At 63.5% G+C, this 26,636-nt stretch carries 22 protein-coding genes; 5 read left to right on the forward strand and 17 right to left on the reverse strand.

What is annotated here, in order from left to right; translation table 11 throughout:
* Positions 1 to 206 precede the first annotated feature (206 nt).
* The gene (gene lexA, locus HUI96_RS22255; RefSeq protein WP_188256903.1) at positions 207 to 929 is read left to right on the forward strand and encodes a transcriptional repressor LexA; all 723 of its coding nucleotides are present in this window, start codon (positions 207 to 209) and stop codon (positions 927 to 929) included.
* A gap of 111 nt (positions 930 to 1,040) precedes the next feature.
* On the opposite strand, the gene HUI96_RS22260 is transcribed toward lexA, so the two are convergent.
* Positions 1,041 to 3,602 (reverse strand): ComEC/Rec2 family competence protein, encoded by a 2,562-nt coding sequence (locus HUI96_RS22260; RefSeq protein ID WP_188256904.1) that lies wholly within the window; start codon positions 3,600 to 3,602, stop codon positions 1,041 to 1,043.
* A 114-nt stretch (positions 3,603 to 3,716) separates the two neighbouring features.
* Between HUI96_RS22260 and gltX the strand changes: the two genes are divergently transcribed.
* Positions 3,717 to 5,141: a glutamate--tRNA ligase gene (gltX, locus tag HUI96_RS22265; protein ID WP_188256905.1), complete on the forward strand. Its 1,425-nt coding sequence runs from the start codon at positions 3,717 to 3,719 to the stop codon at positions 5,139 to 5,141.
* 172 nt (positions 5,142 to 5,313) lie between these two features.
* Complete coding sequence (gltA, locus tag HUI96_RS22270; RefSeq protein ID WP_188256906.1) at positions 5,314 to 6,603, forward strand: citrate synthase; 1,290 nt, start codon at positions 5,314 to 5,316, stop codon at positions 6,601 to 6,603.
* 57 nt (positions 6,604 to 6,660) lie between these two features.
* On the opposite strand, the gene lpxB is transcribed toward gltA, so the two are convergent.
* From lpxB to rpsB, 13 genes are all read right to left on the reverse strand, one after another.
* The gene (gene lpxB, locus HUI96_RS22275; RefSeq protein ID WP_188256907.1) at positions 6,661 to 7,833 is read right to left on the reverse strand and encodes a lipid-A-disaccharide synthase; all 1,173 of its coding nucleotides are present in this window, start codon (positions 7,831 to 7,833) and stop codon (positions 6,661 to 6,663) included.
* Positions 7,830 to 8,717: an LpxI family protein gene (locus tag HUI96_RS22280; RefSeq protein ID WP_188256908.1), complete on the reverse strand. Its 888-nt coding sequence runs from the start codon at positions 8,715 to 8,717 to the stop codon at positions 7,830 to 7,832. The genes lpxB and HUI96_RS22280 overlap by 4 nt, the downstream gene beginning before the upstream one ends.
* Positions 8,692 to 9,525, reverse strand: a complete 834-nt coding sequence (gene lpxA, locus HUI96_RS22285; RefSeq protein WP_188256909.1) for an acyl-ACP--UDP-N-acetylglucosamine O-acyltransferase — start codon at positions 9,523 to 9,525, stop codon at positions 8,692 to 8,694. Before lpxA ends, HUI96_RS22280 begins: the two co-directional genes overlap by 26 nt.
* A gap of 8 nt (positions 9,526 to 9,533) precedes the next feature.
* Positions 9,534 to 10,001: a 3-hydroxyacyl-ACP dehydratase FabZ gene (fabZ, locus tag HUI96_RS22290; protein ID WP_188256910.1), complete on the reverse strand. Its 468-nt coding sequence runs from the start codon at positions 9,999 to 10,001 to the stop codon at positions 9,534 to 9,536.
* Entirely contained in the window at positions 9,994 to 11,049 is a 1,056-nt protein-coding gene (lpxD, locus tag HUI96_RS22295; RefSeq protein WP_188256911.1) for a UDP-3-O-(3-hydroxymyristoyl)glucosamine N-acyltransferase, read from the reverse strand. The genes fabZ and lpxD overlap by 8 nt, the downstream gene beginning before the upstream one ends.
* A gap of 47 nt (positions 11,050 to 11,096) precedes the next feature.
* Positions 11,097 to 13,472 (reverse strand): outer membrane protein assembly factor BamA, encoded by a 2,376-nt coding sequence (gene bamA, locus HUI96_RS22300; protein ID WP_188256912.1) that lies wholly within the window; start codon positions 13,470 to 13,472, stop codon positions 11,097 to 11,099.
* Between the two features lie 219 nt (positions 13,473 to 13,691).
* Positions 13,692 to 14,831: an RIP metalloprotease RseP gene (rseP, locus tag HUI96_RS22305; protein WP_188256913.1), complete on the reverse strand. Its 1,140-nt coding sequence runs from the start codon at positions 14,829 to 14,831 to the stop codon at positions 13,692 to 13,694.
* Between the two features lie 103 nt (positions 14,832 to 14,934).
* A complete protein-coding gene (locus tag HUI96_RS22310; RefSeq protein WP_188256914.1) occupies positions 14,935 to 15,765 on the reverse strand; it encodes a phosphatidate cytidylyltransferase in 831 nt (276 codons plus the stop codon).
* A 4-nt stretch (positions 15,766 to 15,769) separates the two neighbouring features.
* Positions 15,770 to 16,495 carry an isoprenyl transferase gene (locus HUI96_RS22315; protein WP_188256915.1) on the reverse strand — a complete coding sequence of 242 codons (726 nt, stop codon included), beginning with the start codon at positions 16,493 to 16,495 and terminating at the stop codon, positions 15,770 to 15,772.
* 22 nt (positions 16,496 to 16,517) lie between these two features.
* Positions 16,518 to 17,078 (reverse strand): ribosome recycling factor, encoded by a 561-nt coding sequence (frr, locus tag HUI96_RS22320; RefSeq protein WP_188257013.1) that lies wholly within the window; start codon positions 17,076 to 17,078, stop codon positions 16,518 to 16,520.
* Between the two features lie 36 nt (positions 17,079 to 17,114).
* The gene (pyrH, locus tag HUI96_RS22325; protein ID WP_188256916.1) at positions 17,115 to 17,834 is read right to left on the reverse strand and encodes a UMP kinase; all 720 of its coding nucleotides are present in this window, start codon (positions 17,832 to 17,834) and stop codon (positions 17,115 to 17,117) included.
* 150 nt (positions 17,835 to 17,984) lie between these two features.
* Positions 17,985 to 18,908 carry a translation elongation factor Ts gene (tsf, locus tag HUI96_RS22330; RefSeq protein WP_188256917.1) on the reverse strand — a complete coding sequence of 308 codons (924 nt, stop codon included), beginning with the start codon at positions 18,906 to 18,908 and terminating at the stop codon, positions 17,985 to 17,987.
* Positions 18,909 to 19,029: 121 nt separating this feature from the next.
* Positions 19,030 to 19,821: a 30S ribosomal protein S2 gene (gene rpsB / locus HUI96_RS22335; protein ID WP_188256918.1), complete on the reverse strand. Its 792-nt coding sequence runs from the start codon at positions 19,819 to 19,821 to the stop codon at positions 19,030 to 19,032.
* 254 nt (positions 19,822 to 20,075) lie between these two features.
* On the opposite strand from rpsB, the gene HUI96_RS22340 reads away from it, so the two are divergent.
* A complete protein-coding gene (locus HUI96_RS22340) occupies positions 20,076 to 21,572 on the forward strand; it encodes a glycosyltransferase family 39 protein (protein WP_188256919.1) in 1,497 nt (498 codons plus the stop codon).
* A 64-nt stretch (positions 21,573 to 21,636) separates the two neighbouring features.
* Here the strand turns inward: HUI96_RS22340 and clpA are convergent, their stop codons facing one another.
* The 3 genes from clpA to HUI96_RS22355 all read right to left on the reverse strand — a co-directional run bounded on the left by clpA (position 21,637) and on the right by HUI96_RS22355 (position 25,002).
* Positions 21,637 to 24,096 carry an ATP-dependent Clp protease ATP-binding subunit ClpA gene (gene clpA, locus HUI96_RS22345; RefSeq protein ID WP_188256920.1) on the reverse strand — a complete coding sequence of 820 codons (2,460 nt, stop codon included), beginning with the start codon at positions 24,094 to 24,096 and terminating at the stop codon, positions 21,637 to 21,639.
* 7 nt (positions 24,097 to 24,103) lie between these two features.
* Positions 24,104 to 24,433, reverse strand: a complete 330-nt coding sequence (gene clpS / locus HUI96_RS22350) for an ATP-dependent Clp protease adapter ClpS (RefSeq protein WP_188257014.1) — start codon at positions 24,431 to 24,433, stop codon at positions 24,104 to 24,106.
* A 239-nt stretch (positions 24,434 to 24,672) separates the two neighbouring features.
* Positions 24,673 to 25,002, reverse strand: coding sequence for a phasin family protein (locus tag HUI96_RS22355; protein WP_188256921.1), 330 nt, complete (start codon positions 25,000 to 25,002; stop codon positions 24,673 to 24,675).
* A 234-nt stretch (positions 25,003 to 25,236) separates the two neighbouring features.
* Between HUI96_RS22355 and HUI96_RS22360 the strand changes: the two genes are divergently transcribed.
* On the forward strand, positions 25,237 to 26,613 hold the full coding sequence (locus HUI96_RS22360; protein ID WP_188256922.1) for a serine hydrolase: 1,377 nt from the start codon (positions 25,237 to 25,239) through the stop codon (positions 26,611 to 26,613).
* The last annotated feature ends 23 nt before the right edge of the window (positions 26,614 to 26,636 follow it).

Consider the following 26,636-nt stretch of genomic DNA (forward strand, 5'->3'; position numbering starts at 1 on the left):
CGAGCAAGGAACGACTGACGACCTTTTTTGCACTGCGAAGCTGCCGCGTGAAAGTACAGTTTGTTTGTAGATTTTGTTGACGACTGGCACGCTGGGCGTCGCAGGCATCAGGAGCGGCTCGCTAACCGGATTTTTATGGATTGCAGAACACAACTGGAACATGTAGGTTTGTTCTGGTTTTGTTTTGCTCAGTCGGGACGGAGCAGATGCTGACACGCAAGCAACACGAATTGCTGCTGTTCATTCACCAGAGGCTGAAGGAAAGCGGCATCCCGCCTTCGTTCGACGAGATGAAGGAGGCGCTGGATCTTGCCTCGAAATCGGGGATCCATCGGCTGATCACCGCACTCGAGGAGCGAGGCTTCATCCGGCGACTGCCCAACAGGGCCCGCGCGCTGGAGGTGATCCGGCTGCCTGATTCGATCGCGCCCGGCCTGAACGCCGCGAAGAAGTTCTCCCCGAGCGTGATCGAGGGCAGCCTTGGCAAGCGGGGGACAGCCGAACCGGCACGGCCCCGGGTGGCGAGCAACGACGACGACGCCACTCAGGGCGTGGTGGTACCGGTCATGGGTCGAATCGCGGCGGGCGTGCCGATCGATGCGATCCAGCATCGGACCCATTCCGTAACGGTTCCTGCCGAAATGCTGGCCGGCGGCGATCATTTCGCGCTCGAGGTCAAGGGTGATTCGATGATCGAGGCCGGCATCCTCGATGGCGACACCGTCGTCATCCGTCAGATGAGTTCGGCGACACCGGGCGACATCGTGGTGGCGCTTGTCGACGACGAGGAGGCTACCCTCAAGCGCTTCCGGAGAAAGGGTGCCTCCATAGCACTCGAGGCCGCGAACCCCGCTTACGAGACGCGCATCTATGGACCGGACCGGGTGAGGGTCCAGGGGAAACTGGTCGGGTTGATTCGGCGGTATTAAATCGTTGGCGACTGCTTCCGGCGAGGTGGCCTCTCCGATTCGCGGGGCCGTTTCGGCTCAGGCAAAAGTCTAGAGGCTCTGGCCACAAGAGTATCCTGCCTAAAAGGGTACTCAGGGGCTGGTCTCCGTCGCAGACTGACTGGAGGCGCCGATCCTCCTGGCCGCAGCGACGTTCGTTCTCGCCTTCGGTGGTCGTGGCGTCAGCCCCCGTGCCTCGCGTGAGAATACGCGATGGGCATGCCAAGGCCGGCTTGATGTCGAAACGGCGTATTCGACGTGCGGCCGCAAGGGACCAGCATCCGAAGCAGCGCTTCCGTTTGCGGGATTGGCGCGCCCGAGATAGACCGCCGCGCTTCCCTTACGCGCGAGCTCCCGCGCAGTGATCACTAGAACCGAGTGCTCAGCGCAATGCAGCGGCGTGGTGGCGTCCGTGAGTACGATGATGCCGGCATAGGAACATGCGCGCCTGCCCTCCTCCGCATCGGACGTGAAAACGACGTTGGAGCCTGCAGGGTGTCTGGCCGCGCAAACTGTCCCTGCGCATGAGAATCCGACCTCGATAGCCGCGAGGCCCGGTACGTCTGCAGTGTCATGGATCGCTGCATCGGCCTTCGCCACCTCGTCACCAACGCCTGTTCGACCGGCGAGTAGCGCAGCGTCGAGGCGCCTCGGCTTCACAACCGAGTCGGCGCGAAGCGCTCTTTGCCAGTTCTGTACGGTGAAGGCATTCGGACGAGGCAGATTGACCGCGAGTACGCCCTCCTGCGTAACCAGACCGATGAGTTTAGCATCCTCCGAAACTAGGACGTCTGGAACCGGCGTGGCGTCCAGTGTGAACAATCCCGCCAACGCCAGGGGTACGCTCACCAACCTCAGCCAGGTGGTGGCTATGGCGACGGCCGTCAGGGAGAGCGTGAAGAGGATCACCGACAAGCCGGAGATCATGCCTACAACATCGATGGGCGATCTCTCGGAGAACCAGGTGGCAACGCCAAGCATCGCCGAGATGCCAAAGCCCATCAAATCGAGACACGGTCCTTCTATGCCGAAGGGCATGAAGATCGCTGCGGCCACCCCAGCCGGGACCACCACTGCCGAGACGATGGGCATTGCGAACAGATTGGCCGCAAGGCTGAGAGGCGCGACGCGTTGGAAGTGATAGACGCCGTAGGGTGCAGTGGCGAGACCCGCGATCAGCGAGGTGAGCACCAGGCCGGCGATGAGCATCGCCGCCCGCCGGCTGATCCGGCCTGCGAACCCGATCCTTTTTGGCGTGCGCCCTGCCGATTTGGAGCGCCGCTCGTTCCAGAATGCATAGGCCGCCACCAGCGCGGCAGTAGCGGCGAAGGACATCTGGAAACTGGGGCCCACCACTTCGTGCGGTGTAAGGGCCAGCACGACCAGAGCCGATAGCGCGAGGTTGCGCATCGTCAGCGCTGCGCGGTCGAAAAGGACCGCGGTCAGCATGATCGCCAGCATGATGAAACTGCGCTGCGCCGCAACCTCGCCGCCGGAAATCAGCAGGTAGAAGGCGATAGCCGCGAGGCCGGCAACCGCCGCCACCTTTCGAACGGGCCAGCGCGAGGCGAACCCGGGAAAAAGCGCAAGCAACGCCCTCATCGAGCCGATCACTGCGCCGGCGACGAGTGCCATGTGAAGGCCGGATATGGAGATGATGTGATAGAGGCCGGTGCGTCGCAGCGATTCGCTGATCTCTTCGGGGATGCCGGCGCGCACCCCCACCATCAAGGCGGCCGCGATCTCGCCCTGGGCGCCGCCAATGCGATCACGTATCCTGGCTGCGATCGCATTGCGTGCGTTCTCGATGAAGTAGGAGAGGCGCCCGAGAATGCCGGCCGAAGAGGAGGTCATGCGCTCGGGGCGGCTCAGGAAGAAGCCGCTGGCGCCGATCCCGTCGAAATAACTTTCGAAGGAGAAGTCGTAGCTATCGGGGCGCACCGGTCCGGGCGGCGGTCGCAGCCGCACCAGGCCGGAGACGACGTCGCCGGCGTGAACGTCGGTCGGAACACTTCGGCCAGTCACGCGCACCCGGCCAGGCGCGTAGCGCAATTTCGGCCGCTCCGTCGTCAAGACGTCAAGCGTAAGCCGCACACGCTTTTCAGAAAAGGCATCGATCCCGATCACGCGTCCGGTGATCCGCGTCGTCACCTCCCCGCCGAGCATAGCCGTTCCGGCGCGCAGGGCCTCGACCTTTCCGAGCAGCACGCCGAGGACGACCAGCAAGGTGGCGACCGCCGTATAGTGCGGGAGCCGGCCACGGGGTGTCAGTAACGCCGCGGCGCCTACCGCCGCGGCCACCGCGATTGTCACGAGCAAGTCCGGCTCGAAGGAAAGACGGAAATAGGTGAAGGCGCCGATCGCCAGGAGTACCGGACTGAGCAGGAATGGTGTCCCCCGCTCCACTTCCAGCACCACGGCCTGGTAGAAGGCGTGCTTCGCGTGCCGAACGACTATCCCGAGTGCGGGACCGCGCGGGCGCGCGCGCCAGGAATGTTTTAGCCACTCCCGCCACCCATGACCCGGGGTCGGGTCGGTTGAAGGCACGCCGACTTCGGCCCGCTCGCCTCGGCCGAGCAGGAGCCGCTCGTCACTCTCTCGCGATGACGTCCCCGCCATCTCCCCGCCCGCTGCGGCAAAGCTTGCCGTGCCCATGCCGAAGGGATTTCTTCGGCTTGCGCCTCAGACCCTCTATGCTACAGGAACGCCAGCCTTTTTCTACGCCCGGCGTCGCGCGCGTCGCCTCCTATCTCGACCCCGGAAGTTCCGATGTCCAAGCAAGTCGTTACGCGTTTCGCTCCTTCGCCCACCGGATACCTGCATATCGGTGGGGCGCGCACCGCGCTGTTCAACTGGCTCTATGCCAAGCATACCGGCGGCAAGATGCTGCTGAGGATCGAGGACACCGATCGCGAGCGCTCGAGCGATGCTGCGACCGCCGCGATCCTCGATGGCTTGAGCTGGCTCGGTCTAAACTGGGACGGCGAACCGATCTCCCAGTTCGAGCGGGCTCCGCGCCACCGCGAAGTGGCCGAGGAACTCGTCCGGATGGGCAAGGCCTATTATTGCTACGCCACGCCCGAAGAGCTGAACGAGATGCGCGAGAAGGCGCGCGCCGCGGGCCTTCCGCCCCGTTATGACGGACGCTGGCGCGACCGCGACCCGTCCGAGGCGCCCGCCGGCGTCAAGGGCGCGATCCGCATCAAGGCTCCGACCGAGGGCGAGACGGTCGTCCACGACCGGGTGCAGGGCGAAGTCCGCTTCCCGAACAAGGATCTCGACGACTTCATCATCCTGCGCTCGGACGGTAACCCGACGTACATGCACGCCGTGGTGGTCGATGATCACGATATGGCGGTCACGCACATCATCCGCGGAGACGACCACCTGACCAATGCGGCGCGGCAGACGGTCATCTACCAGGCGATGGGATGGGACGTGCCGGTCATGGCGCATATCCCGCTGATCCACGGTCCGGACGGAGCAAAGCTGTCGAAGCGGCATGGCGCGCTCGGCGTCGATGCCTACCGCTCCATGGGCTACCTGCCGCAGGCGCTGCGAAACTATCTCGTCCGGCTCGGCTGGAGCCACGGCGACGACGAAGTCATGAGCCTGGAGGACATGATCCGCTGGTTCGAGATCGAGGACGTCAACCGCGGCGCGGCGCGTTTCGATTTCCAGAAGTTGGAGGCGCTGAACGGGCTCTACATTCGCCAGACGGGCGATGCGGAACTCACCGAACTGTTCGTCGAGACCTTGCCGCACCTGGCTGCGCCGAAGGAACTGGCGGCTGGTCTTGACGACGCTCAGAAGGCGAAGCTGCTGGCGGCGATGCCCGGCCTGAAGGAGCGTGCGAAGACGCTGGTCGAGCTTGCGGACAACTCAGCCTATCTTTTCGCCACGCGTCCATTGGCGATCGACGACAAGGCAGCCGCTATCCTCGGCGACAAGCCACGAACCGTGCTCTCGGGCGCCTGGGCGGCGCTGAAGAGCATCGACGGCGACTGGAACGCACAGTCCACCGAGGCGGCGATTCGCGAATTCGCTACGTCACAGGGCTTGAAGCTAGGCGGTGTGGCCCAGCCGTTGCGAGCGGCGCTCACGGGCCGCAGCACCTCGCCAGGGGTGTTCGATGTTCTCGCCGTGCTGGGCAGGGAAGAGAGTCTCGCACGGATTGGAGACCAAATCGATTAGGATGAGGTTGGCCTAGCGGAGAGTGATTGAAACCTGTCTGTTGCGGTGCAACATTGCGCACCACATCACGGGTACCGCGCTGTGCGGTGAAGTCGGCGAGTACTCGTGTGTCGCATCCGCGAGTCTGGAACAGACAATCGAGGATACGGATTGGATAATAAAGGGGTAGCGCATGAGCGAATCGACAGCCAGACTTGAGTACAAGGGCAAAGTCCACGAGCTGAAGGTTCGACTAGGTACCGTCGGTCCGGAGGTGATCGACATCGCCTCGCTCTACCGCGATACCGGCGCCTTCACCTACGATCCAGGGTTCACTTCGACCGCCAGCTGCGAATCGGAGATCACCTTCATCGACGGAGATGCCGGCGTGCTGCTGCATCGCGGCTATCCGATCGATCAACTCGCCGAGCACAGCGATTTCCTGGAAGTCTGCTACCTGCTGCTCTACGGCGAATTGCCGACCAAGGCGCAGAAGGACGATTTCGACTATCGCGTCACGCGCCACACGATGGTGCATGAGCAGATGTCGCGCTTCTTCACCGGCTTCCGGCGCGATGCGCACCCGATGGCGGTCATGGTCGGAGTGGTCGGAGCCCTATCGGCCTTCTATCACGACTCGACGGACATCTCCGACCCGTACCAGCGGATGGTCGCGTCGATGCGGCTCGTCGCCAAGATGCCGACGATCGCGGCCATGGCCTACAAATACCACATCGGCCAGCCGTTCATTTATCCGAAGAACGACCTCGGCTACGCCGCCAACTTCCTGCACATGTGCTTCGCGGTGCCCTGCGAGGAATACAAGGTGAACCCCGTCCTGGCGCGGGCGATGGAGCGCATCTTCATCCTGCACGCCGACCACGAGCAGAACGCTTCAACGTCGACGGTGCGCCTCGCCGGCTCTTCGGGAGCAAACCCGTTTGCCTGCATCGCGGCCGGCATCGCCTGCCTGTGGGGCCCGGCGCATGGTGGCGCGAACGAAGCGGCGCTCAACATGCTGGCCGAAATCGGCACGGTCGATCGAATCCCCGAGTTCATCGCGCGCGCCAAGGACAAGAACGACCCGTTCCGGCTGATGGGCTTCGGTCATCGCGTCTACAAGAACTACGATCCGCGCGCCAAGATCATGCAGAAGACGACGCATGAGGTGCTGGGCGAACTCGGCATCAAGGACGATCCGATGCTCGACGTGGCAATCGAGCTGGAGCGGATCGCCCTGACCGACGAGTACTTCATCGAGAAGAAGCTCTACCCGAACATCGACTTCTACTCGGGCATCACCCTGAAGGCGCTGGGCTTCCCCACCACCATGTTCACGGTGCTGTTCGCGGTGGCGCGTACCGTCGGCTGGATCTCGCAGTGGAAGGAGATGATCGAGGATCCGAATCAGAAGATCGGCCGTCCACGCCAGCTCTACACCGGCCCGGCGCCGCGGGATTTTGTGCCGATCGCGAAGAGATGAGGTAGTCGGGAGTAGGCAGTCGGAACGGGAGCAAAGCAGTTCAAACCGGCCGACTGCCTACTGCCGATTGCCGGCTGCCTTCAACACAATTTCTCCCGCCAACTCTCCCGCCGGCCGTTCCGTGTGCATGCGGCGAGCGACCTCGGCAAAGCCATCCTTCTGCCAGGCGCGCATGGCGGTATCCTCGAACAGCGCCTCGAGGTCGCGCGCCAGATGCTCGGGCCGGATGTATTCGTGGTAGAACTCCGGCACGATCACGCGGTCGGCGATGATGTTCGGAAGGATCGCCGACCAGACGGTGACTAGACTTTTGAATAGCTGCCCCACCGGATCGAGCTTGTAGCAGGACACGAATGGCACCCGCGCAAGCGCCAGTTCGAGCGATACCGTGCCCGAGGCGATAATCGCGGCGTCGGCCTCGCCAAATACCTGCCATTTCCGTTCGGGATCCAGGACGATCTCGGGCTTCTCCGCCCAGCTTGCGGTCGCTTCCCGCACCAGTGGAGCGACATGCGGCACCGTTGGCAGGGCAAGCTTGAGGCGGTGGCCGCGGGCCCGCAGCTTTGCCATGGTCTCGCCGAATGAGCCGATCAGACCGCTGACCTCACCCCGGCGCGAACCCGGCAGGACGAGGATGTTGCGGGGCTGTCCGGGCGGCGAGATCCCCCTTTCAGCCTGCATGCGCGCCGCCTGCAGGATCCCGCGATCGGTCGCTAGCCTGTGGCCGACGAACGTTCCGGGCGGGCCGCCCAGCCGCTTCAGTTCGTCCGGTTCGAAGGGCAGCAGGCATAGAACGTGATCGACATAGGGTCGCATCGCCGCGGCGCGGGAAGGCCGCCAGGCCCATACGGAGGGGCAGACATAGTGCACGATCGGAATGCCCGGATCGGCTGCCCGGACCCGCTTGGCCACTCGCAGCGAGAACTCCGGCGTGTCGATGGTGACCAGGCAATCCGGGCGCGCGGCCACGATAGCGCGCGCGGCCTGCCCGATCCGCCGCACCAGCCTCGGTAGGTCACGAAGGATGGCTCCGATCCCCATCAGGGAGATTTCTGATGAATCGAAAAGCGGCTTGAGGCCGAGCGAAGCAAGGTGGCGGCCACCGATGCCGACAAGCTCGACGTCGCGGCCAGCCATGCGCCTCAGCGCTTCAATGAGGTCGTGGCCGAGAAGGTCGCCGGACTCTTCGCCGGCCACCACGGCAATCCTGAGCGGCCGGCCGGCGTTCATGTCGGCCCCCCGGCAGGAAGGCCGACGACGAAGATGCCGAGTTCATCCGCGAGGCGCACCATCTCGGCGCCTTCCAGGATGAGCGAATGGTCGGCTTCGGCTCCGATGCCGGCCAGCCCGGCGGCGTGCGCCATCTCCACAGTCTTGGGCCCAATGGCCGGCAGGTCGGCCCGCAACTCCTGGCCGGGCTTGGCACATTTGACCAGGACGCCCCTGCCCTTTCCCGCTAGACGGCCATGACCCCGCATTTCCCGGACCCGCTCGAGAAGGCCGTCCGTGCCCTCTATGCCTTCGACTGCTATGACGCGACCGCCGACCGAGACCGCGCCCTGCCCTATGTCCAGCGCACCGAGTGCCCGCGCCGCCTTGTAGGCGGCCTTGAGATCGCTCCAATCGCCGCTCTGCGGCCGTCCCACGCCGATCGACCCTTCAGGCGTCAACAGGTCTGGCACGATCTGATGTGCACCCACGACCTTGATCCCCTCTTGCTCGAGGGTGCGGACCACGATGGAGAGCAGGCCGTCGTCGCCCCGGGCCAGTCCGGCGACAGCCTTGGGGAGATGACGGAGCAGCGAAAAGCCGAGCTTTAGCTCGCTGAGGCGCGGGCGCCGTGAGATGCCGCCCGCGAGCACGAGATGGGTGATGCCGAGACGCTTGAGCCGCCCGATCAGTGCGCCGAAGGCGCCCAGCCTGATTGGCTCGACGTCGAAGCAGTCAAAGCTGGAGTCGACTTCGCCCTGCACGGCCAGGACGAGAGCAGAATGTCCCTGCTTCGCCAAGCCCTCGGCGACATCGACCGGCAAGCGGCCGCTACCGGCGACGATCGCGACCCTGTCGCCAGGACCCAGCGTGATTCGGCTATTCCTGGTCGTCGTCGCTGTCATCGATCCCGCCCTTGAGCGGCGGAAGGGTGAAGCTTCTCCTGCCCCGCGCAACCATGAAGTCGATGACCTGCATGGCGTAGGGGGAATCAGCGAACTCCGCACGAACGAGTTCGATGTTCTCGGCCATCGTGCGGGAGCGATCGAACAGCGTCTTGTAAGCCATCCGCAGCCGCAGCCTGTCGGAGCGGGGAACCCCAGCCCGTCGCATGCCCACGACATTCATGCCGCGCAGCTCGGCCCGGTCGCCGCTGGCCAGTCCATAAGGCACCACGTCGCCCAACACCATCGAGCCGCCGGCGACGAACGCCTTGTCACCGACGCGGACAAACTGATGGAGGGCTGTAAGCCCACCGATCCCGACAGAGTTGCCGATGTCGCAGTGGCCGCCTAGCGTCACGCCATTCGCGAACGTCGCGTTGTCGCCGATCGAACAGTCATGCGCGATATGCACATAGGCCATGAAGAGCCCGTCATTGCCGACGGTCGTGGCGCCGCGGCTGTTGTCTGTACCGCGGTTCATCGTCACGAACTCGCGGATCACGCAGCGGTCGCCGATGGTCAGCGTGGTACGCCCGCCCTTGTGAGACGTGCTCTGCGGCGCGCCGCCCAGAACCGCCTGGGGATGAACCGTACAGTCGCTGCCGATGGTGGTCGCGCCTGACACTACGACATGGCTCATCAGCGTCGTCCGGTCACCGACAACGGCGTCTGCGCCGACATGGCAGAACGGCCCGATGCGCGCGCCGGCACCAATGCTTGCCCCTGGCTCCACTACGGCCAGGGGATGAATAAGGGTATCAGCCGTCATCAGCACGATCACACCGGCTGCGTCGCGATCATCGCGGAGATCTCGGCCTCGGCTACTTTGGCGCCGGCGACCTGAGCCTCGCAGCCGAAGCGCCAGATCGTGCCGCGCTGCTTCAGCTTCCGGACATGGATGGCAAGCTGGTCGCCGGGCACGACCGGCTTGCGGAACTTCGCGTTATCAATGGTCATGAAATAAACGAGCGCCGGGCTCTCGCCTCCGTTCTTTCGGATGCAGATCGCGCCAGCCGTCTGGGCCATCGCCTCGATGATGAGCACGCCGGGCATGACCGGCTGGCCGGGGAAATGACCCTGGAAATGTGGCTCGTTGAAGGTGACGTTCTTGATTCCCACGGCCGAGTTGTCGCCGTCGATGTCGACGATGCGGTCGACCAGCAGGAAGGGATAGCGGTGCGGCAGGAGCTTCATCAACTCCTGAATATCCATAGCCTCAAGGGTCGCCGCCGGGGCCTCAGCCATTGTCTCTGTTCCTTGCCTTCGACTTTGCCAGTTTGCTCAGCGTCGCAAACTCGCGCATCGTCTGGCCGATCGGCTTGGCCGGATAACCTGCCCAGACCTCGCGCGCGGGAACGTCATGCATGAAGGCGCTGCCCGCCGCAAGCTGTGCGCCGTCTCCGATGGTCAGATGATCGGCGATGCCGACAGCACCGCCCATCATGACGTTGTCGCCGACCGTAACCGACCCGGAAATGCCGGTACGCCCGGCAATCACGCAGTTGCGACCGAGGCGCACATTATGGGCGATCTGCACCAGATTATCGATCTTGGTATTCTCGCCGATGACGGTATCGCCAAGGGCGCCGCGATCCACGGCCGTGTTCGCCCCGATCTCCACATTGTCCTGGATGATGACACGCCCGATCTGCGGAATCCGCTCCGGGCCGGACTTGCCGAAGGTGAAACCGAAACCGTCCTGGCCGATCGTTGCGCCGGCGTGGATGACGACCCCGTCACCGATCAGCGCGTACTGGATGACGGCATTCGGTCCGACGAAGCAGTCGCGGCCGATCTTGCAGTTCCTGCCGATCGTGGCGTTGGGCGCAACGATGGTTCCCGAGCCGATCGCCACACCGGGGCCGATCACCGCGCCGGCTTCTACAACCACGCCCGGCTCCAGCACCGCCGAGGGGTCGACGGAAGCCCGCTGCGACACGCCGGTTTCACCGGTTACTGTGACGGGCGTCGCCGCCTCAGGATAGAGAAGCCGTCCAACGGTCGCGAACGCATATTGCGGACGCGGTGTCACCAGCAGCGCCACTTCCGCCGGAACGCGCTCGGCGAGATCAGCAGTCGTCAGGACCGCAGCCGCATGCAAGCCATCGAGGAGTGCGGCATTGCGCTTGCCCTCGACGAATACGAGCGCTCCCTCGCCGCCAGCCAAAGCCGGGGCGATCCAGGTAATCTCGACATTGCCAAGATCGGGCCGAGTGAGTTCGGCGCCGATCAGAACGGCAATTTCCGCCGCCGTGATGTGCCGCGACGGCGGAAAGAAACAGGTTTCAGACATACGTATGTTCGGCCGGGGCGGTGGCCCGCCCCGGTCTCTTCCTTGCGTTAGAAGCGCGTCGAGATGCCGAAGTTGAAGTTCTGCACCTGGTCGTTCTCCTGCTTCACGACCGGGACAGCGTAGTCGACGCGGAGCGGACCGAACGGCGAAGCCCAGATCAGCCCGGCGCCGACGGAGGCACGCCATTGCATGTCAGCGCCCTGGACGTCGATGCCAGGAGCACTCACCGAGTTGCCATAGAGTGTCGCGGCATCGGCGAACACCGCGCCCCGCAACCCGAGGCTCTCCGGAATGACCGGGATCGGGAACTGCGCCTCGGCGGAGGCATTGAAGTAGGTCGTGCCGCCGAGATGATCGTTGTCGTCGGTCGCCGCGTCGTAGGGACCGATGCCGTTGTACTCAAAACCGCGGATCATGCGGTCGTTGCTCTGGAACTGATCGAAGATGCGCAGGTGCTCTTCGCTGCCGTAGCCCGTGATGTAACCCGCGCCGCCCGTAAGGAGACCGACGACGTCGTGCTCTTCGGAGAGGGTGTGATAATAAGTGCCACGAGCGGCCAGCTTCACATATTGGGCATCGCCGCCAAGGCCTGCGAGTTCGACCGTGCCGGTGGCGAAGAACCCGGAATGCGGATTCTTCATGTCGTCGATCGTGTTGTAGGTCAGCGTCTGCGAGATCGCCGACTTGTCCCAAGGGCTCTCCTCGATCGCCTGCTTGACCGCGTTCGAAACATCGCAGTCCCCCAGGTTGCCATCGTCGTTATCGTCGCAGCTACCGCGGTACTCATACTCTTCCCGCGAGAAGGTATAGGCCGTCTGCGTAGAGAGCGACTGCGTGATCGGCAGACCGAAGCGCACCGTCGCGCCGGTGCTCTCGCTGCTATAGTCGTCATAAGTCCGCGTGCGACGGAACACGTCGAAGCCGGCGGCGATGCGGCGACCCAGGAAGTAGGGCTCGGTGAACGAGAAGGTGAAATCGCGTGAATTGCGGCCCGCGCCGGCGGCCAGACGAATGAACTGGCCACGACCCAGGAAGTTCCTCTCGGTGACCCCACCCTCGAGCGACGGCCCGGGCGTCTCGCCGCCGGTCGTGTAGCCGGCACCGATCGACAGTTCGCCGGTCGACTTCTCGACCAGGTCGATGACCAGGATAACCTGGTCCGCCTCGGCACCCGGCGCCGTCGAGATGTCGACCCGCTCGAAGAAGTTGAGCGCCTCAAGCCGGCGCTTCGCACGCTGGATGAGGACCTGATTGAAGGCATCGCCCTCGCTGACGTCGAATTCGCGGCGAATCACATAGTCGCGGGTGCGAGCATTGCCGCGGATCTCGATGCGCTCGATGTAGGTGCGCGGACCCTGGTCGATCGCGTAGTTGACCGCGATCGTGTGGTTCTCGAAATTGCGATCGCCGCGAGGGGTCACCTGGGCGAAGGCATAACCCTGCCCCGCCAGTTCCTCGGTCAGCGCGATGATCGAATCCTCGACATTCTTGGCGCTGTAGTTGCTGCCCGTGCGGGTCTTGACCAGCGACTGGAGCTTTGCCGTGTCGACGTCCGGAATGCTGCTGTCGATGGTGATGTCGCCGAAGTTGTAGCGCTGACCCTCATCGACCGCGATCGTGATCGTGTACTGATTCGACGCCTCGTCGAGTTCGGCATTGGCCGATACGACCTGGAAATCGGCATAGCCGCGATTGTAGTAGAAGCGGCGAAGCAACTCCTCGTCGGCGCGCAGGCGATCCGCATCGTAGATGTCGTCGCGCAGCAGGAAGGACAGAACGTTGGAGCGCTTGGTCGCAATGACGTCGGCCAGGCGGCGATCGCCGAAGGCATTGTTGCCGACGAAATTAATGGCTGCGATCTTGGTGCGATCGCCCTCCTGGACATTGTAGACGACATTCACGCGGCCCTCGCCGAGATCAATCGTCTGACCAGTCACCACGGCATCGTCGCGCCCGATTCGCGAGTAGGCGGCCTTGATCGCCTCGACGTCGGCATCCATCGCCTCTTGCGAGAACGTGCCGCGCGGCTTGAGTTGCACGCCGCCCGAAAGGGCAGCGTCCTTGATCTTCTTGTTGCCCTGGAAGAGCACCTGGTTGACGATCTTGTTCTCTGCCACATCGACCACCAGGGTCGAGCCCTGCTGATTGATGCGAACGTCGGAGAACAGGCCCGTTCCGAACAGGCGTTTCACGGCCTCGTCGATGTCGGCGCTCGAGAACGACTGGCCGGGCGCGATGCCAATCTGGCGGCGAATCGTGTCGGCTTCGACGCGCTGATTGCCGCGAACCTCGATTCGATTCACCACGGCGGCCTCGGCCACCTGAATCGACGCGAACTGGACGACGACTGCACCTGGAACAGCGATTGCCGTCGACAGGGCAATCGCGGACGCGGCGCCCAGAAGATGAGATACTGCCTTCATCGGGCTCAAATTACCTTTTTCTCGAAGTCCCCACGGCGAGAAAACCGGACTGCGCGGACATTTGCAGGTACGGTATTAACCGGATTTTCCCTATACGCAAGGCTCCCGGTTAAGAGCCGTTTACTTCCCACTCAGGCGTGGCATTGGCGTCACGCCAATCCGTCCCCATGGTAAACGAGGCGTAACAAACCCCGCCATCCCACGGTTTTAGCGAGAGAATCAGCAGCCGAAAAGGTCGTTCCAGAAGACGAAGCCCATGAATGCCAGGACCAGGAACATGCCGGTCCGGTACACCGCTTCCATCATCCGCTCAGAGACAGGGCGGCGAACAACCGCCTCATAGGCATAGAAAACGAGGTGTCCGCCATCCAGCGGGGGAATCGGCAGAAGGTTGAGAATGCCTATTCCCACCGACAGCAAAGCAACGAGTTGAACCAGCCACTCGAAGCCGGCCTTCGCCGCCTTTCCGGCCATGTCGGCGATGCGCACCGGCCCGCCGAGTTGGCAGCGATCCTCTCGGCCAACGGCGAATCGCTGCAGGAACTGTCCTGTGCGTGCGATGATATGGCCCGTCTCGCTGACCGCCTGGACGAGCGCTTCACCGGGATTGTAGGTGATATGCCGCGGCTGCCCCATCGACTCATTGTTGACGACGCCGATAGCGCCGATTCTGACCGTATTGCCGAGGGCGTCCTTCTGCTCCATGACCTCAGGAGTGGCCTTGAGCGTCACCTCGTTGCCGCCCCGCAGAATGACGAAGGTGATTTCGTCTCCCGCCCTGCCAGAGACGATTCGCTGCACGTCGGAAAATGTTTCGACACGCGACCCGTTCGCCAGGACGAATCGGTCTCCGGGCAGAAAGCCCGCCTTCTCTGCCGGGCTGCCGGCCCTCACCTCCGCCACCATCGGCTCGATGACGTAGCGGCCATAGGCCGTGAACAGCACGGCGAAGACTACGATTGTAAGCAGGAAATTGAATGCAGGGCCTGCAAAGACGGTCAGCGCACGTTTCCAGACGGGCTGGGTATGGAATGCGACCCGGCGCTCCTCGGCGGAGAGGTTGCGGTCCGCCTCGGCGTCAGGGGAACTCGTGACCCCCATATCGCCAACAAACTTCACATATCCGCCGAGCGGAATGGCGGAGATTTTCCAGCGCGTGCCGTTGCGGTCGTTGAAGCCGACAATCTCCGGCCCGAAGCCGATCGAGAAGGCCTTGACGCCGATGCCGCACCAGCGGCCGACCAGATAGTGACCGAGTTCGTGGACGAACACGACGACCGCGAGCACAAACAAGAAGGGCACGACGGTTCCGAGGAGCAAGCCGTCCGTGTTGAAGAAAGCCGATGCGATCTGGTCCAAATCCTGCCTCGATGCGGTGCGCTAGGTCACCGTTGATAAGTCTACTGCGCTCGCTGCCTGCAATTCCAGGTTAACCCGACCGCTGCGCCGGTTTTTGCGATCACTATCCCTGGAACAGCCCGTGCGCAGGTTGGTCGGCACCGCCCAGCGCCCAACCAATGAGGTAAAGAGCGAAAGCAGCCGCTACAAGGGCGTCGACGCGGTCCATCACGCCGCCGTGACCTGGAATGACGGTGCCCGAGTCCTTGAACCCATGGCGACGCTTGACCCAGGACTCGAACAGGTCGCCGACCTGAGAAACGATCGAAAGCAGCGCGGCGGTGATGCCGAGCACCAGCAGGCTCGAGTGACCGGCCAAATGGCCGAACAGGAGCGCTGCCAAAACGGCGGAGACGAGGCCGCCGAGCGCGCCACTTCGGGTCTTGCCGGGGGAGATGGAGGGTGCAAGCTTCGGCCCGCCGAGCGCCTTGCCGACGAAATAGGCCAGAATGTCAGTCGACCAGACGACCGTGAAAAGGAAAACAATCGCCAGGAGGCCAGCGCTATCGTCGCCACGCAGCAGCGCGAGTGAGAGACCGGACAGGGAAGCGTAGACGAATCCGGCCGTCTCCCACTGGTCGCCCGTCCGAACGGCAGAGAGAATCCCGAGCACAGCCGTCAGAATCACGATCAGGGCGAGCGTCCCCAGAACTGGGGCGCCGACCACAACAGCCGCAGCAACGACCAGCATGAAGAGCCCCGGCAGGAAGCCGAGGCTATCTCTCGTCTGCACATCCTGGTGTCCTCCTCGAGACATGCGCGACCACTCGTAGAAGATGCCGAGAGCCATCGCGGCCGAAAACAGCCGGAAGGGCAAGCCGCCGAGCCAGGTGAGGACGAGCACGGCAGTCGCCATGACAACGCCGGAGATCAACCGAAGTTGAAAGTTGCTCATCCGCTCAGGCGCTGCTTGAGACGACATCGCGTTCCACTCGGCCAAACCGCCGTTCTCGCGCCCGGAACTGGCGAAGCGCCTCTTCGAAATGCGCAGATGTGAAGTCCGGCCAGTAGCAGGGCAGGAACACCAGTTCGCTATAGGCGGACTGCCACAGGAGGAAGTTCGAGAGGCGCATTTCGCCGCTGGTGCGGATCACCAGATCCGGGTCAGGAATTTTGGCGGTATCCAAGGCGTCGGCGACAGTCCGCTCCGTGATCGCCGAAATCGCCAAGCGGCCCTCGGCCACATCAGTGGCGATCCGGCGGACCGCGCGCGCGATCTCGTCCCGGCCTCCATAGTTGAAGGCGATATTGAGGTTAAGTTTACGATTGTCCTTTGTCAGGGACTCGGCCTCTTCGAGAAGAGCCCGGATATCGGGCTGAAGGCCTTCGCGCTCGCCGATCACCCGGACCTTGACGCCTGAGCGATGCAGTTCAGCGAGATCGCGGCGAATGAACAGCTTCAGCAGGCCCATCAAGTCGCTGACCTCGGATTGAGGGCGCGACCAGTTCTCGGAAGAGAAGGCATAGACGGTGACCCAGTCGATGCCGAGGCCGCCAGCCGCACGTACCGCCTGGCGCAACGCCTCGACGCCCGCCTTGTGGCCGGCAACGCGGGGAAGGCCCCTCGCCTTCGCCCAGCGGCCATTGCCGTCCATTATAATCGCGACATGCGCGGGGGTGGACATCGGAGCGCCTTCTGACCTCCGATCAGACCTGCATGATCTCGGCTTCCTTGCTCGAAAGCAGGCTGTCGATGTTCGAGATGGTGTCGTCGGTCATCTTCTGGACGCGCTCCGACTGCTTGCGGTGGTCGTCCTCGCTGATGAGGTGGTCCTTCTCCGCTTTCTTGAGGTTGTCCATGCCGTCGCGACGCACATGCCGAACGGCCACGCGGGCGTTCTCGGCATATTCATGCGCCTTCTTGACCAATTCCTTGCGGCGCTGCTCGTTGAGCTCCGGCAGAGGGATGCGCAGCGTGGTGCCCTCGGTGATCGGATTGAAGCCCAGGTTGGACTCGCGGATGGCGCGGTCGACGGCCGAAACCAGCGACTTGTCCCAGACCGAGACCGAAATCATTCGCGCCTCAGGCACGGAGACCGTCGCCACCTGGTTGATCGGCATCGCGCCGCCATAGGCGTTGACCACGATAGGATCGAGCAAGTTGGCAGAAGCGCGGCCGGTCCGCAGAGACGCGAGGTCGCTCTTGAAGGCCGCGATGGCGCCATCCATGCGGCGCTGGATATCGGTGAAATTCACACCCTCGGTCATCATTCTACTCCTTGATCCAACTGGAGAAAGGCTGCTTCAATCGGCAACGATCGTACAATGGCCGCCGCCTTTGAGGATCTCACCAAAACCGCCCTTTTCGTGGATCGAATATACAATTATCGGTATGTGGTTTTCGCGCGCAAGCGCAATCGCGGCGGTATCCATGATGGCGAGCCCTTTTTGGATCACCTCGGCATGCGTGATGTGCTCGTAGCGAACGGCGCCCGGATCCTTCTTCGGATCGGCGGAATAGACGCCATCGACCTGTGTACCCTTGAACAGAGCGTCGGCTCCGATCTCGGCGGCGCGCAACGCCGCCGCCGAATCGGTGGTGAAGAAGGGATTGCCGGTGCCGCCGGCAAAGATGACCACCTTGCCCGCATTCATGTAGGCAGTGGCCTGTCGCTGCGAGAAGCTCTCGCACAGCTCAGGCATGGCGATCGCCGACAGCACCACGGCGTCGACGCCGATCTTGACCAGCGAGTTCCGGAGCGCCAGCGAATTGATCACGGTCGCCAGCATGCCCATGTGGTCTCCGGTGACGCGGTCGCCCCCCTTGGACGCCACCGCGACGCCGCGGAAGATATTGCCACCGCCGATCACGACCCCGACCTCGACGCCGAGTTCGCGCGCTTCGGCGATGTCGGATGCGATGCGGTCGACGACCGAGACGTCGATGCCGAAATGCTGTTCACCCATCAGCGCTTCGCCGGAAGCCTTGAGAACGACACGTCGGTATCGGGGCTTGGCCGTCATGAAGATCCTCGTTCGCTTACTGCAAGGCCGGCCGCCGTCGCCGGAATGTCAGCGCTGCCGGAGCAGGCGAGCGCAGGCGGCATGGCGATACACGAAGGGCGCCGCGATGTCACGCGACGCCCTGTCGATTCACTAAAGATGTAGAGAAACCTACTTCTTAACGGCAGCAGCGACTTCCGCGGCGAAGTCGCTCTCTTCCTTCTGGATGCCTTCACCCAGAGCGAAGCGGACGAAGCCGGTGATCTTAGCCGGAGCGCCGATATCCTTCTCGGCGGCCTTCAGGGCGGCGTCGACCGTCAGGTCCGGATTGATCACGAAGGCCTGCTTCAGAAGCACGGACTCCTCGTAGAACTTGCGCAGCCGGCCTTCGACCATCTTCTCGATGACGTTGTCCGGCTTGCCCGACTCACGGGCCTGCTCGACGAAGATCGCCCTTTCACGAGCGACGACGGCCGGATCGACCTCCTCGGGGGTCAGCGCGAGCGGATTGGTGGCAGCGACGTGCATGGCCACCTGGCGTGCGAAGGAACGGGCGGCATCAGCATTGCCAGTAGTCTCGATGGCAACGAGGACGCCGAGCTTGCCGAGGTTGTCGGTAACCGCGTTGTGCACATAGGTGGCAACCGCGCCGGCGCCGACCGACAGAGCCTTGGAGCGGCGGAACGCCATGTTCTCGCCGATGGTGCCGACGGCGTCCTTGATCGCATCCGTGACGCTCTTGTCGGAGCCCGGGTACTTCGCGTTGGCGACCGCCTCGGTCTCGCCACCCACCTCGAGCGCGACCTTCGCGACGTTGCGGACGAGTTCCTGGAAGGCCTCGTTGCGCGCCACGAAATCGGTCTCGGAGTTGACCTCGACGACGACCGCGCTGGTCGCGGCGCCGGCGACGCCGATCAGGCCCTCGGCAGCGGTTCGGCCAGCCTTCTTGTCCGCCTTGGAGATGCCCTTGGCGCGCAGCCAGTCGACCGCAGCCTCGAGGTCGCCATTGGTCTCGGCCAGAGCGGCCTTGCAATCCATCATGCCCGCGCCGGTCATCTCGCGGAGCTCTTTAACCTGTGCAGCAGAAATGCTCATCTTTGCCTCTTCGTCTCAAAACACGCGGGCGCACCATCGGATCATCGACGATGCGCCTGACGCCGGCACGACATGCGTGCCATCAAGGTATATGCGGCCCCTATGAAGGACCTGTTGCAGCTCAGGCCTGCGGCTGATCCTCGGCGGGTGCCGGAGCCTCTTCGAGAGCCGGCTCGACCGGGGCTTCCTCGGAAGCGCCGATGTCCATGCCCAGTGCACCCTGCTGGCGGGCGATGCCGTCGACGGCCGCCTTCGCGATCAGGTCGCAATAGAGCTGGATGGCGCGGGCCGCGTCGTCATTGCCGGGGATCGGGTAGTCGATCAGGTCTGGATCGCAGTTGGAGTCGATGATCGCCACGACCGGGATGCCGAGGCGCTTGGCTTCGAGGATGGCAATCGCCTCCTTGTTGGTGTCGATCACGAACATCAGATCGGGGGTCGAGCCCATGTCCTTGATGCCGCCCAGAGCCTTGTCGAGCTTCTCGCGCTCGCGCTGCAGGTTGAGCAGTTCCTTCTTGGTGAAGCCCTGGCCGCCTTCGCCGGCGAGCAGGTCGTCGAGCTTGCGCAGGCGCTGGATCGAGTTCGAGATCGTCTTCCAGTTGGTGAGCATGCCGCCGAGCCAGCGGGAGTTGACGTAGTACTGGGCCGAACGCTGTGCAGCGTCCGCCACGATGTCGGAGGCCTGACGCTTGGTGCCGACGAACAGCAGACGGCCGCCGCGCGACACGACGTCGGAAACCTGCTTCAGCGCCTGATGCAGCAGCGGAACCGTCTGCGACAGGTCGATGATGTGGACGTTGTTACGGGCGCCAAAGATGTAGGGCGCCATCTTCGGGTTCCAGCGGTGGGTCTGGTGGCCGAAGTGAACACCAGCTTCCAAAAGCTGGCGCATGCTGAAATCGGGCAGTGCCATTCTAACTTCCTTTCCGGTTTGCCTCCACGGACGCAGGCGATCAGTCTCGCCACCGGGGGTGTCAGCCGGATTTCTCCCGGGCAGGCACCAAAGTCCGTGTGTGGAATGGCGCGGCATATAGGGGCAGATCGCAGGAAATGCAACCCGCCTCGCGGCGGCCGACGCGCTGAGCAACTCGCCGACTACGGCAACTATGCTCCCTAACTACAAACGTGCTAGCACCGCCGGCAACCTAACGCCACCCGGACGCACCCGTGACAGTTGTAGATCGGTTCACTGATTGGCTCGGCAACGCGAAGCTTGGGCCGCTGGATGCGGCGCCGGCGCTCGCCGTGCTCTACTTCCTGTTCCAGGCCGTCAGCCTCGCTCTCATCGCTTACGTGTCTGGAGCCGGCGTCGGTATCGATGACGCCGAGCAGTTGATCTACCTGCCGCATCTCCAAGCCGGATATGGGGGCTCCCAGCCGCCGGTCTACAATTGGATAACCTGGCTCGCCGCACAGGTCGGCGGCACGAACGTCTTCACGCTCAAGGCCGTGAAGTATGCGATGCTGATCGTGGCGGCAGCATCGGTCTACGCCGCACTCCGCCTGCTCGGCTATAGCCAATCTGCAGCCAGCGCCGGCCTGCTGTCGCTCATGGTGATTCAGCAGGTCTTCTGGGGGGCGCAGTCCGGGCTCTCGCATACTCTCGCCGCCATCGCATTCACCGCATTGTCGTTCTGGGCGATGGTCAACCTGATCAAGCAGCCCAAGCCAATCTCATATGTCGTCTTCGGCCTCGCGGCCGCCGCGGCCATCCTGGCGAAATACAACTGCGCGCTGTTCATCGCCGGGCTTTTGGCGGCGGCTCTTTCCCTGCGCGACGCGAGACAGGTTCTCCTGACCAAATGGTTCGCGGTGTCGCTGGCGGTCGCGCTGGCAGCGATGATGCCGACCCTCATCTGGAACATCGAAAACCTCGACGCCCTGCTGGCGCGCACCAACAAGTTCGACATGCAGGCCGCGGATTCAGCACTGCCAGGCGCGGCAGTGAGTTTCCTGGAATTCATGAGGGCCTGCCTGAGCTTCCTGGCCCTTCCGGCTGTTGTATTGGCCATTGGAGCGCTGGCGGCACGGACGGCACCGCGGGATTGGCGACATGCGGCGACCGGCGGCGACCGCTTGCTGTGGCGCACGGTCGGCTTCGGAGCGCTTTTTGCCCTCATTCTGGTACTTGCGGCCGAGGTGACCACCCTGCGCGAGCGCTGGATGCTTCCCGTGCTGCTCATGATGCCTGTCGCGATGGCCGTCTGGACCGACGGCATGCAGAAGGGCGGAGCGCAGGTTCGGAAAGTTGTGATGATAGCGGGGGTCGCATGCGCGATCGGAGCGATGCCGGTGCTCTGGTACATCCATCTGGCCGGCGGAATGGGCCTGGGCCGCAGCGGACGGCTCGACTATCCGGCACTCTACCAGGAGATCCAAAGCGCCGCCGATGTCCGAACTGTGGTATCGGACCAATCCTGGATCGGGAATTTCCGCCTGCTCGATCCGGATTTGACGTTGCTGACGGACGAGGTGCCGCACTTCATCGAACAGATCGAGGGTCCGGCCGTCCTGATATGGCTCGATGACAAGACCCCCAAGGGGAATGTGGCGGATCTGCTTCTCGAAGCCGGCTACAAGCTCGGCGACGTCCGCTCCCTCGACGTGCCGATGCGCTTTGGGAGAACGCGCATGGTCTCTTTCGCCAGGCTGGAGCGGGAGTGACCTTGTCAAACCAAATGAAAAAGGCCGGCTCGATGAGCCGGCCTTTTTCATTTCTTGGATGTCCTCAGCCCTTGCGCGGAAGCTGCGGGACGAGGCTGCGCTTGCCTGCATCCTTGGCGGGCGGAAGCAGTTTCGGCTTCGCCGCTTTCGGAGCACTCTTGCGAGGAGATTTCCGCGTGGAAGCCTTGGTCGGGTCTTCCTTCTTCGGCTTGACGGGAGCTTCGTCGGCCAAGGCCTCCAGTTTGAGGCCCTTCTCGCCGGTCTCCCTGGTCTCGACGCTGACGCGAACCGTTCCGCCCTTCTTGAGCTTGCCGAAGAGCACCTCGTCCGCCAACGGCTTCTTGATGTGCTCCTGGATGACTCGGGCAAGCGGACGCGCGCCCATGCGCTCGTCGTAACCCTTCTCGGCCAGCCAGGCGATGGCCTCCGGCTGCAGGTCGAAGGTCACGCCGCGGTCGGCAAGCTGCGCCTCCAACTGCATGACGAACTTCTGCACCACCTGATGGATTACCGGCACCGGCAGCGAGCCGAAAGGGATGATCGCGTCGAGACGGTTGCGGAACTCCGGCGTGAACAGCCGGTTGATCGCCTCCATGTCGTCGCCCTCGCGCTTCGACGAACCGAAGCCGATCGCCGACTTCGCCATGTCCGACGCACCCGCGTTGGTCGTCATGATCAGGATGACGTTGCGGAAGTCGATCTGCTTGCCGTTGTGGTCGGTCAGCTTGCCGTGGTCCATGACCTGCAGCAGGATGTTGAACAGATCCGGGTGCGCCTTCTCGACCTCGTCGAGGAGGAGCACGCAGTGCGGATGCTGGTCGACGCCGTCGGTGAGCAGGCCGCCCTGGTCGAAGCCGACATAGCCGGGCGGCGCGCCGATCAGGCGGCTCACGGTATGGCGCTCCATGTACTCAGACATGTCGAAGCGCAGCAGTTCGACCCCGAGCGACGCGGCAAGCTGCTTGGCCACCTCGGTCTTGCCGACGCCGGTCGGGCCGGAGAACAGGTAGCAGCCGATCGGCTTCTCGGGCTCGCGCAGGCCCGCCCGCGCCAGCTTGATCGCCGAGGCTAGCGCCGAGATCGCGGTGTCCTGACCGTAGACGACGCGCCGCAGCTCGGCGTCGAGGTTTGCCAGCACCTGCTCGTCGTCGGCCGAGACCGTCTTCGGCGGGATGCGCGCCATGGTGGCGATGGTCACCTCGATCTCCTTGACGGAGATCGTCTTCTTGCGCTTGGCCTCGGGCAGCAGCATCTGCGAGGCGCCCGTCTCGTCGATCACGTCGATTGCCTTGTCGGGCAACTTGCGGTCGCTGATGTAGCGGGCTGACAGTTCCACCGCCGCCTTGAGGGCGTCGTTGGTGTACTTCACCTGGTGGAAGTCCTCATAATAGGGCTTCAGGCCCTTCATGATCTCGATCGTGTCCTCGATCGACGGCTCCTTCACATCGATTTTCTGGAAACGACGAACGAGCGCCCGGTCTTTCTCGAAGAACTGGCGGAACTCCTTGTAGGTGGTCGAGCCGATGCAGCGGATCGCGCCGGAAGAGAGCGCGGGCTTCAGCAGGTTAGACGCATCCATGGCGCCGCCGGATGTCGCACCGGCGCCGATGACGGTATGGATCTCGTCAATAAACAGGATGGCGCCGGGGAACTCCTCGAGTTCCTTGACCACCTGCTTCAGCCGCTCCTCGAAGTCACCGCGATAGCGGGTACCGGCGAGCAGCGTGCCCATGTCGAGCGCGAAGATAGTCGCGCCGGCCAGCACCTTCGGCACCGAACCTTCGACGATGCGCTTGGCCAGGCCTTCCGCAATGGCAGTCTTGCCCACGCCCGGATCGCCCACATAGAGCGGGTTGTTCTTGGAGCGCCGGCACAGGATCTGGATGGTGCGGTTGATCTCGTCGGCTCGGCCGATCAGCGGGTCGATCTTGCCCGAGCGGGCCTTCTTGTTGAGATCGATGCAGTAGGCGGTCAGAGCGTCCTGCTGCTTCTTCTTGCCGCCGCTCTCCTCCGCATCGTTGCCGGCCTGCGAGCCGGACTGATCCTCCTCAGTGCCGCGCGGCGTACGGCTTTCGCCGGCGCCGGGACGCTTGGCGATGCCGTGCGAGATGTAGTTGACCGCGTCGTAGCGGGTCATCTGCTGTTCCTGCAGGAAATAGGCGGCATGGCTTTCGCGCTCGGCGAAGATCGCGACAAGAACGTTGGCGCCGGACACTTCGTCGCGCCCGGAGGATTGGACGTGGATCACGGCGCGCTGGATGACGCGCTGGAAGCCGGCCGTCGGCTTGGAATCCTCGTCGTAGCCAGTGACGAGATTGTCGAGCTCGGTGTCGATGTAGTTGAGAACCGTGCGGCGGAGCTCTTCGAGGTCGACGTTGCAGGCACGCATGACCGCCCCCGCTTCGGCGTCGTCGATGAGCGCCAGGAGCAGGTGCTCGAGGGTTGCGTACTCGTGGTGCCGCTCGTTGGCGAAAGTCAGCGCCTGGTGCAGCGCCTTTTCGAGCCCTGGTGAGAAAGCCGGCATTAAGACCTCACTTCTTCTCCATCACGCATTGCAGCGGATGTTGGTTCTGACGGGCGAAGTCCATGACCTGAGCCACCTTCGTCTCCGCCACTTCGAATGTATAGACCCCGCATTCTCCAACGCCGTGGTTATGGACATGCAGCATAATGCGTGTGGCGGTTTCCCGATCCTTCTGGAAAAAACGCTCCAGAATATGGATCACAAATTCCATCGGGGTGTAGTCGTCATTGAGGATCAGAACACGGTAGAGGCTCGGCTTCTTGGTGCGTGGCTTGGTCCGCGTTATTACCGCAGTGCCCCGTCCCGGTCCCTGCCGATCCGAGTCGCCGCCCTGCATCGTCACTGACTGCCGCCCTTTCGCTGCCCCGCCTTTCAACCACTGTTCCTTTCCTTTCACGGGCATTCCCCGCCGGTCACATGTAGGTCTCGCCGACGCGATTTTAAGCCCTTCTTTCGGGCTGACAATATGGAAGCGGACGCGCATCGCACCCTCACCTACGATTGATCAACCAAGCAACGAAAAGCCCGGCTGCTGACCAGCCGGGCTGCGAACGGATCAGAACTGGAGAAGTTCGCCTACTTCGGCTTGGCGACCATCGACTCGAATGGCTTATACGCCTCCTTGGCCATATCGGCGTAGAGGCTGCTCAGCTTGGCAGACTCCGCGACAAAGCCCTCATAGGCCTTCCTGGCATAGTCGGTCTGGATCTCGAACGCCGTTTCGAGCGACCTCGCCGCAGCGAGTTGCTCGAGGGTGGCGGCGCCAGCTTCGTACGATCGTCGGGTATAGTCGCTCGTCTCGGCGACGATCGCCTGCGCTGCCTGGGAAAGGGAGGCGAAGCTCTTCACGCTCGTGTCTACGAACTCCTTGCCGAACATGTTGGCACCATCGAACATGGGGGTCATGGGGGATCCTCCCGGTGAATGGTAATCGGCTATCCGCCTATTTGATGTGCAATGCACAAACCGTCAAGTGAGCCGGCTCATTCGACGCAGGCTCTCGCCCGGGGCCAGGACCAATAAAAATTGTCTAAAGCCGCCCCGAAATCCTGAACGATCTGGTTACCATAAACCTCTTGGTAACGACGGCGCCCTTAGTGTGCACGGTCGAGGCCGGACCTTTGCCGCCTCGCCGAGTCAATGAAAACTCAAAGGGTGTCAGCAGTGCGTCAGGCGACCTACGTCCGCTTCTTCCGAGCCTTCCTCGCCACCAGAACTCTCGCCGCGCTGCTCGCCCTCTCGATGAGCATGATCGCAAGTGAGGCCGCCGCAAACTCGCGCTATGCAGCGATCGTGGTTGACGCCAATACGGGCAAGGTCCTGTTCTCCGCAAACGCCGGCGCCCGGCGCTATCCGGCGTCGCTCACCAAGATGATGACGCTCTATCTCACCTTCGAGGCGCTGAAGGGTGGGCAGATCACGAAGAACACGCCCGTTCCGTTCTCGGCCCAGGCCGCGGCGCAGGCCCCGACGAAGCTCGGCGTGCGCGCCGGGGGCTCCATCACGGTCGAGACCGCCATCTACTCGCTGATCACGCGCTCCGCCAACGATTCAGCCATGGCTTTGGCGGAACTGCTCGGCGGCTCCGAAGCGAAGTTCGCCCGCATGATGACCGCCAAGGCCCGCGCGCTCGGCATGGAGAATACGGTGTTCCGCAACCCGCACGGGCTGCCGGATACTGGCCAGTTCACCACCGCCCGCGACATGGCGACGCTGGGTCTCGCGCTGCGCGAGCATTTCCCGGAGTACTATCCCTATTTCTCGACCCGCTCGTTCAAATACGGCAAGCAGCAGATCGCCAACCACAACCGCCTGCTCGGACGCATCAAGGGCGTCGACGGCATCAAGACCGGCTACATTCGCGCCTCGGGCTTCAACCTGGTCTCGTCGGTCGATGACGGCAACCGGCGCATCGTGGGGGTTGTGATGGGTGGCGCCAGCGGGGCAAGCCGCGACAAGCACATGGCCGAACTGATCGCTCAGTACCTGCCGAAGGCGAGCCCGCGCAAGGGCGGGCCGCTTGTCGCCTCGGCGACCGGTCCCTCGCTCACGCAGACAGCAAAGGCGATCCTGCCGACGCATAATGTGCCGACGCCCAGCGCCCGTGACGACGAGGATCAGGATCAGGAAGTCGCGGACATCGTGGAACGCACCGAAGAAGCCGGGCCGCAGGTCGAGACAGCGACGATGCGGATCGAGCAGGCCTTCGCCGACCCCGCCCCTCGCCCGTCCGTCGCCCTCGATCAGTTGAAGACCGCGTCCGTCGAGCCGTCGGGCTGGGTGATCCAGGTGGCGTCGTCGCCGAGCAAGGCGGAAGCCACGGCGAAGCTGGCGGCGACCACCCAGAGGGCGTCGTCCATTCTTTCGTCCGCATCCGGGTATACCGTTCCCTTCCAGAAGGACGGCGTTACCTACCACCGGGTGCGATTTGCCGGGTTCTCGTCCAAGACGGCGGCCTGGAAGACCTGCGACCGGCTCAAGAAGAAGAACATAACCTGCTACGCCGTCCAGAACTGAGCGGCTTCAGCGCATTCCGACTG

Source organism: Pseudaminobacter soli (ex Zhang et al. 2022) (assembly GCF_014595955.1).
Lineage (GTDB): Bacteria > Pseudomonadota > Alphaproteobacteria > Rhizobiales > Rhizobiaceae > Kumtagia > Kumtagia pseudosoli.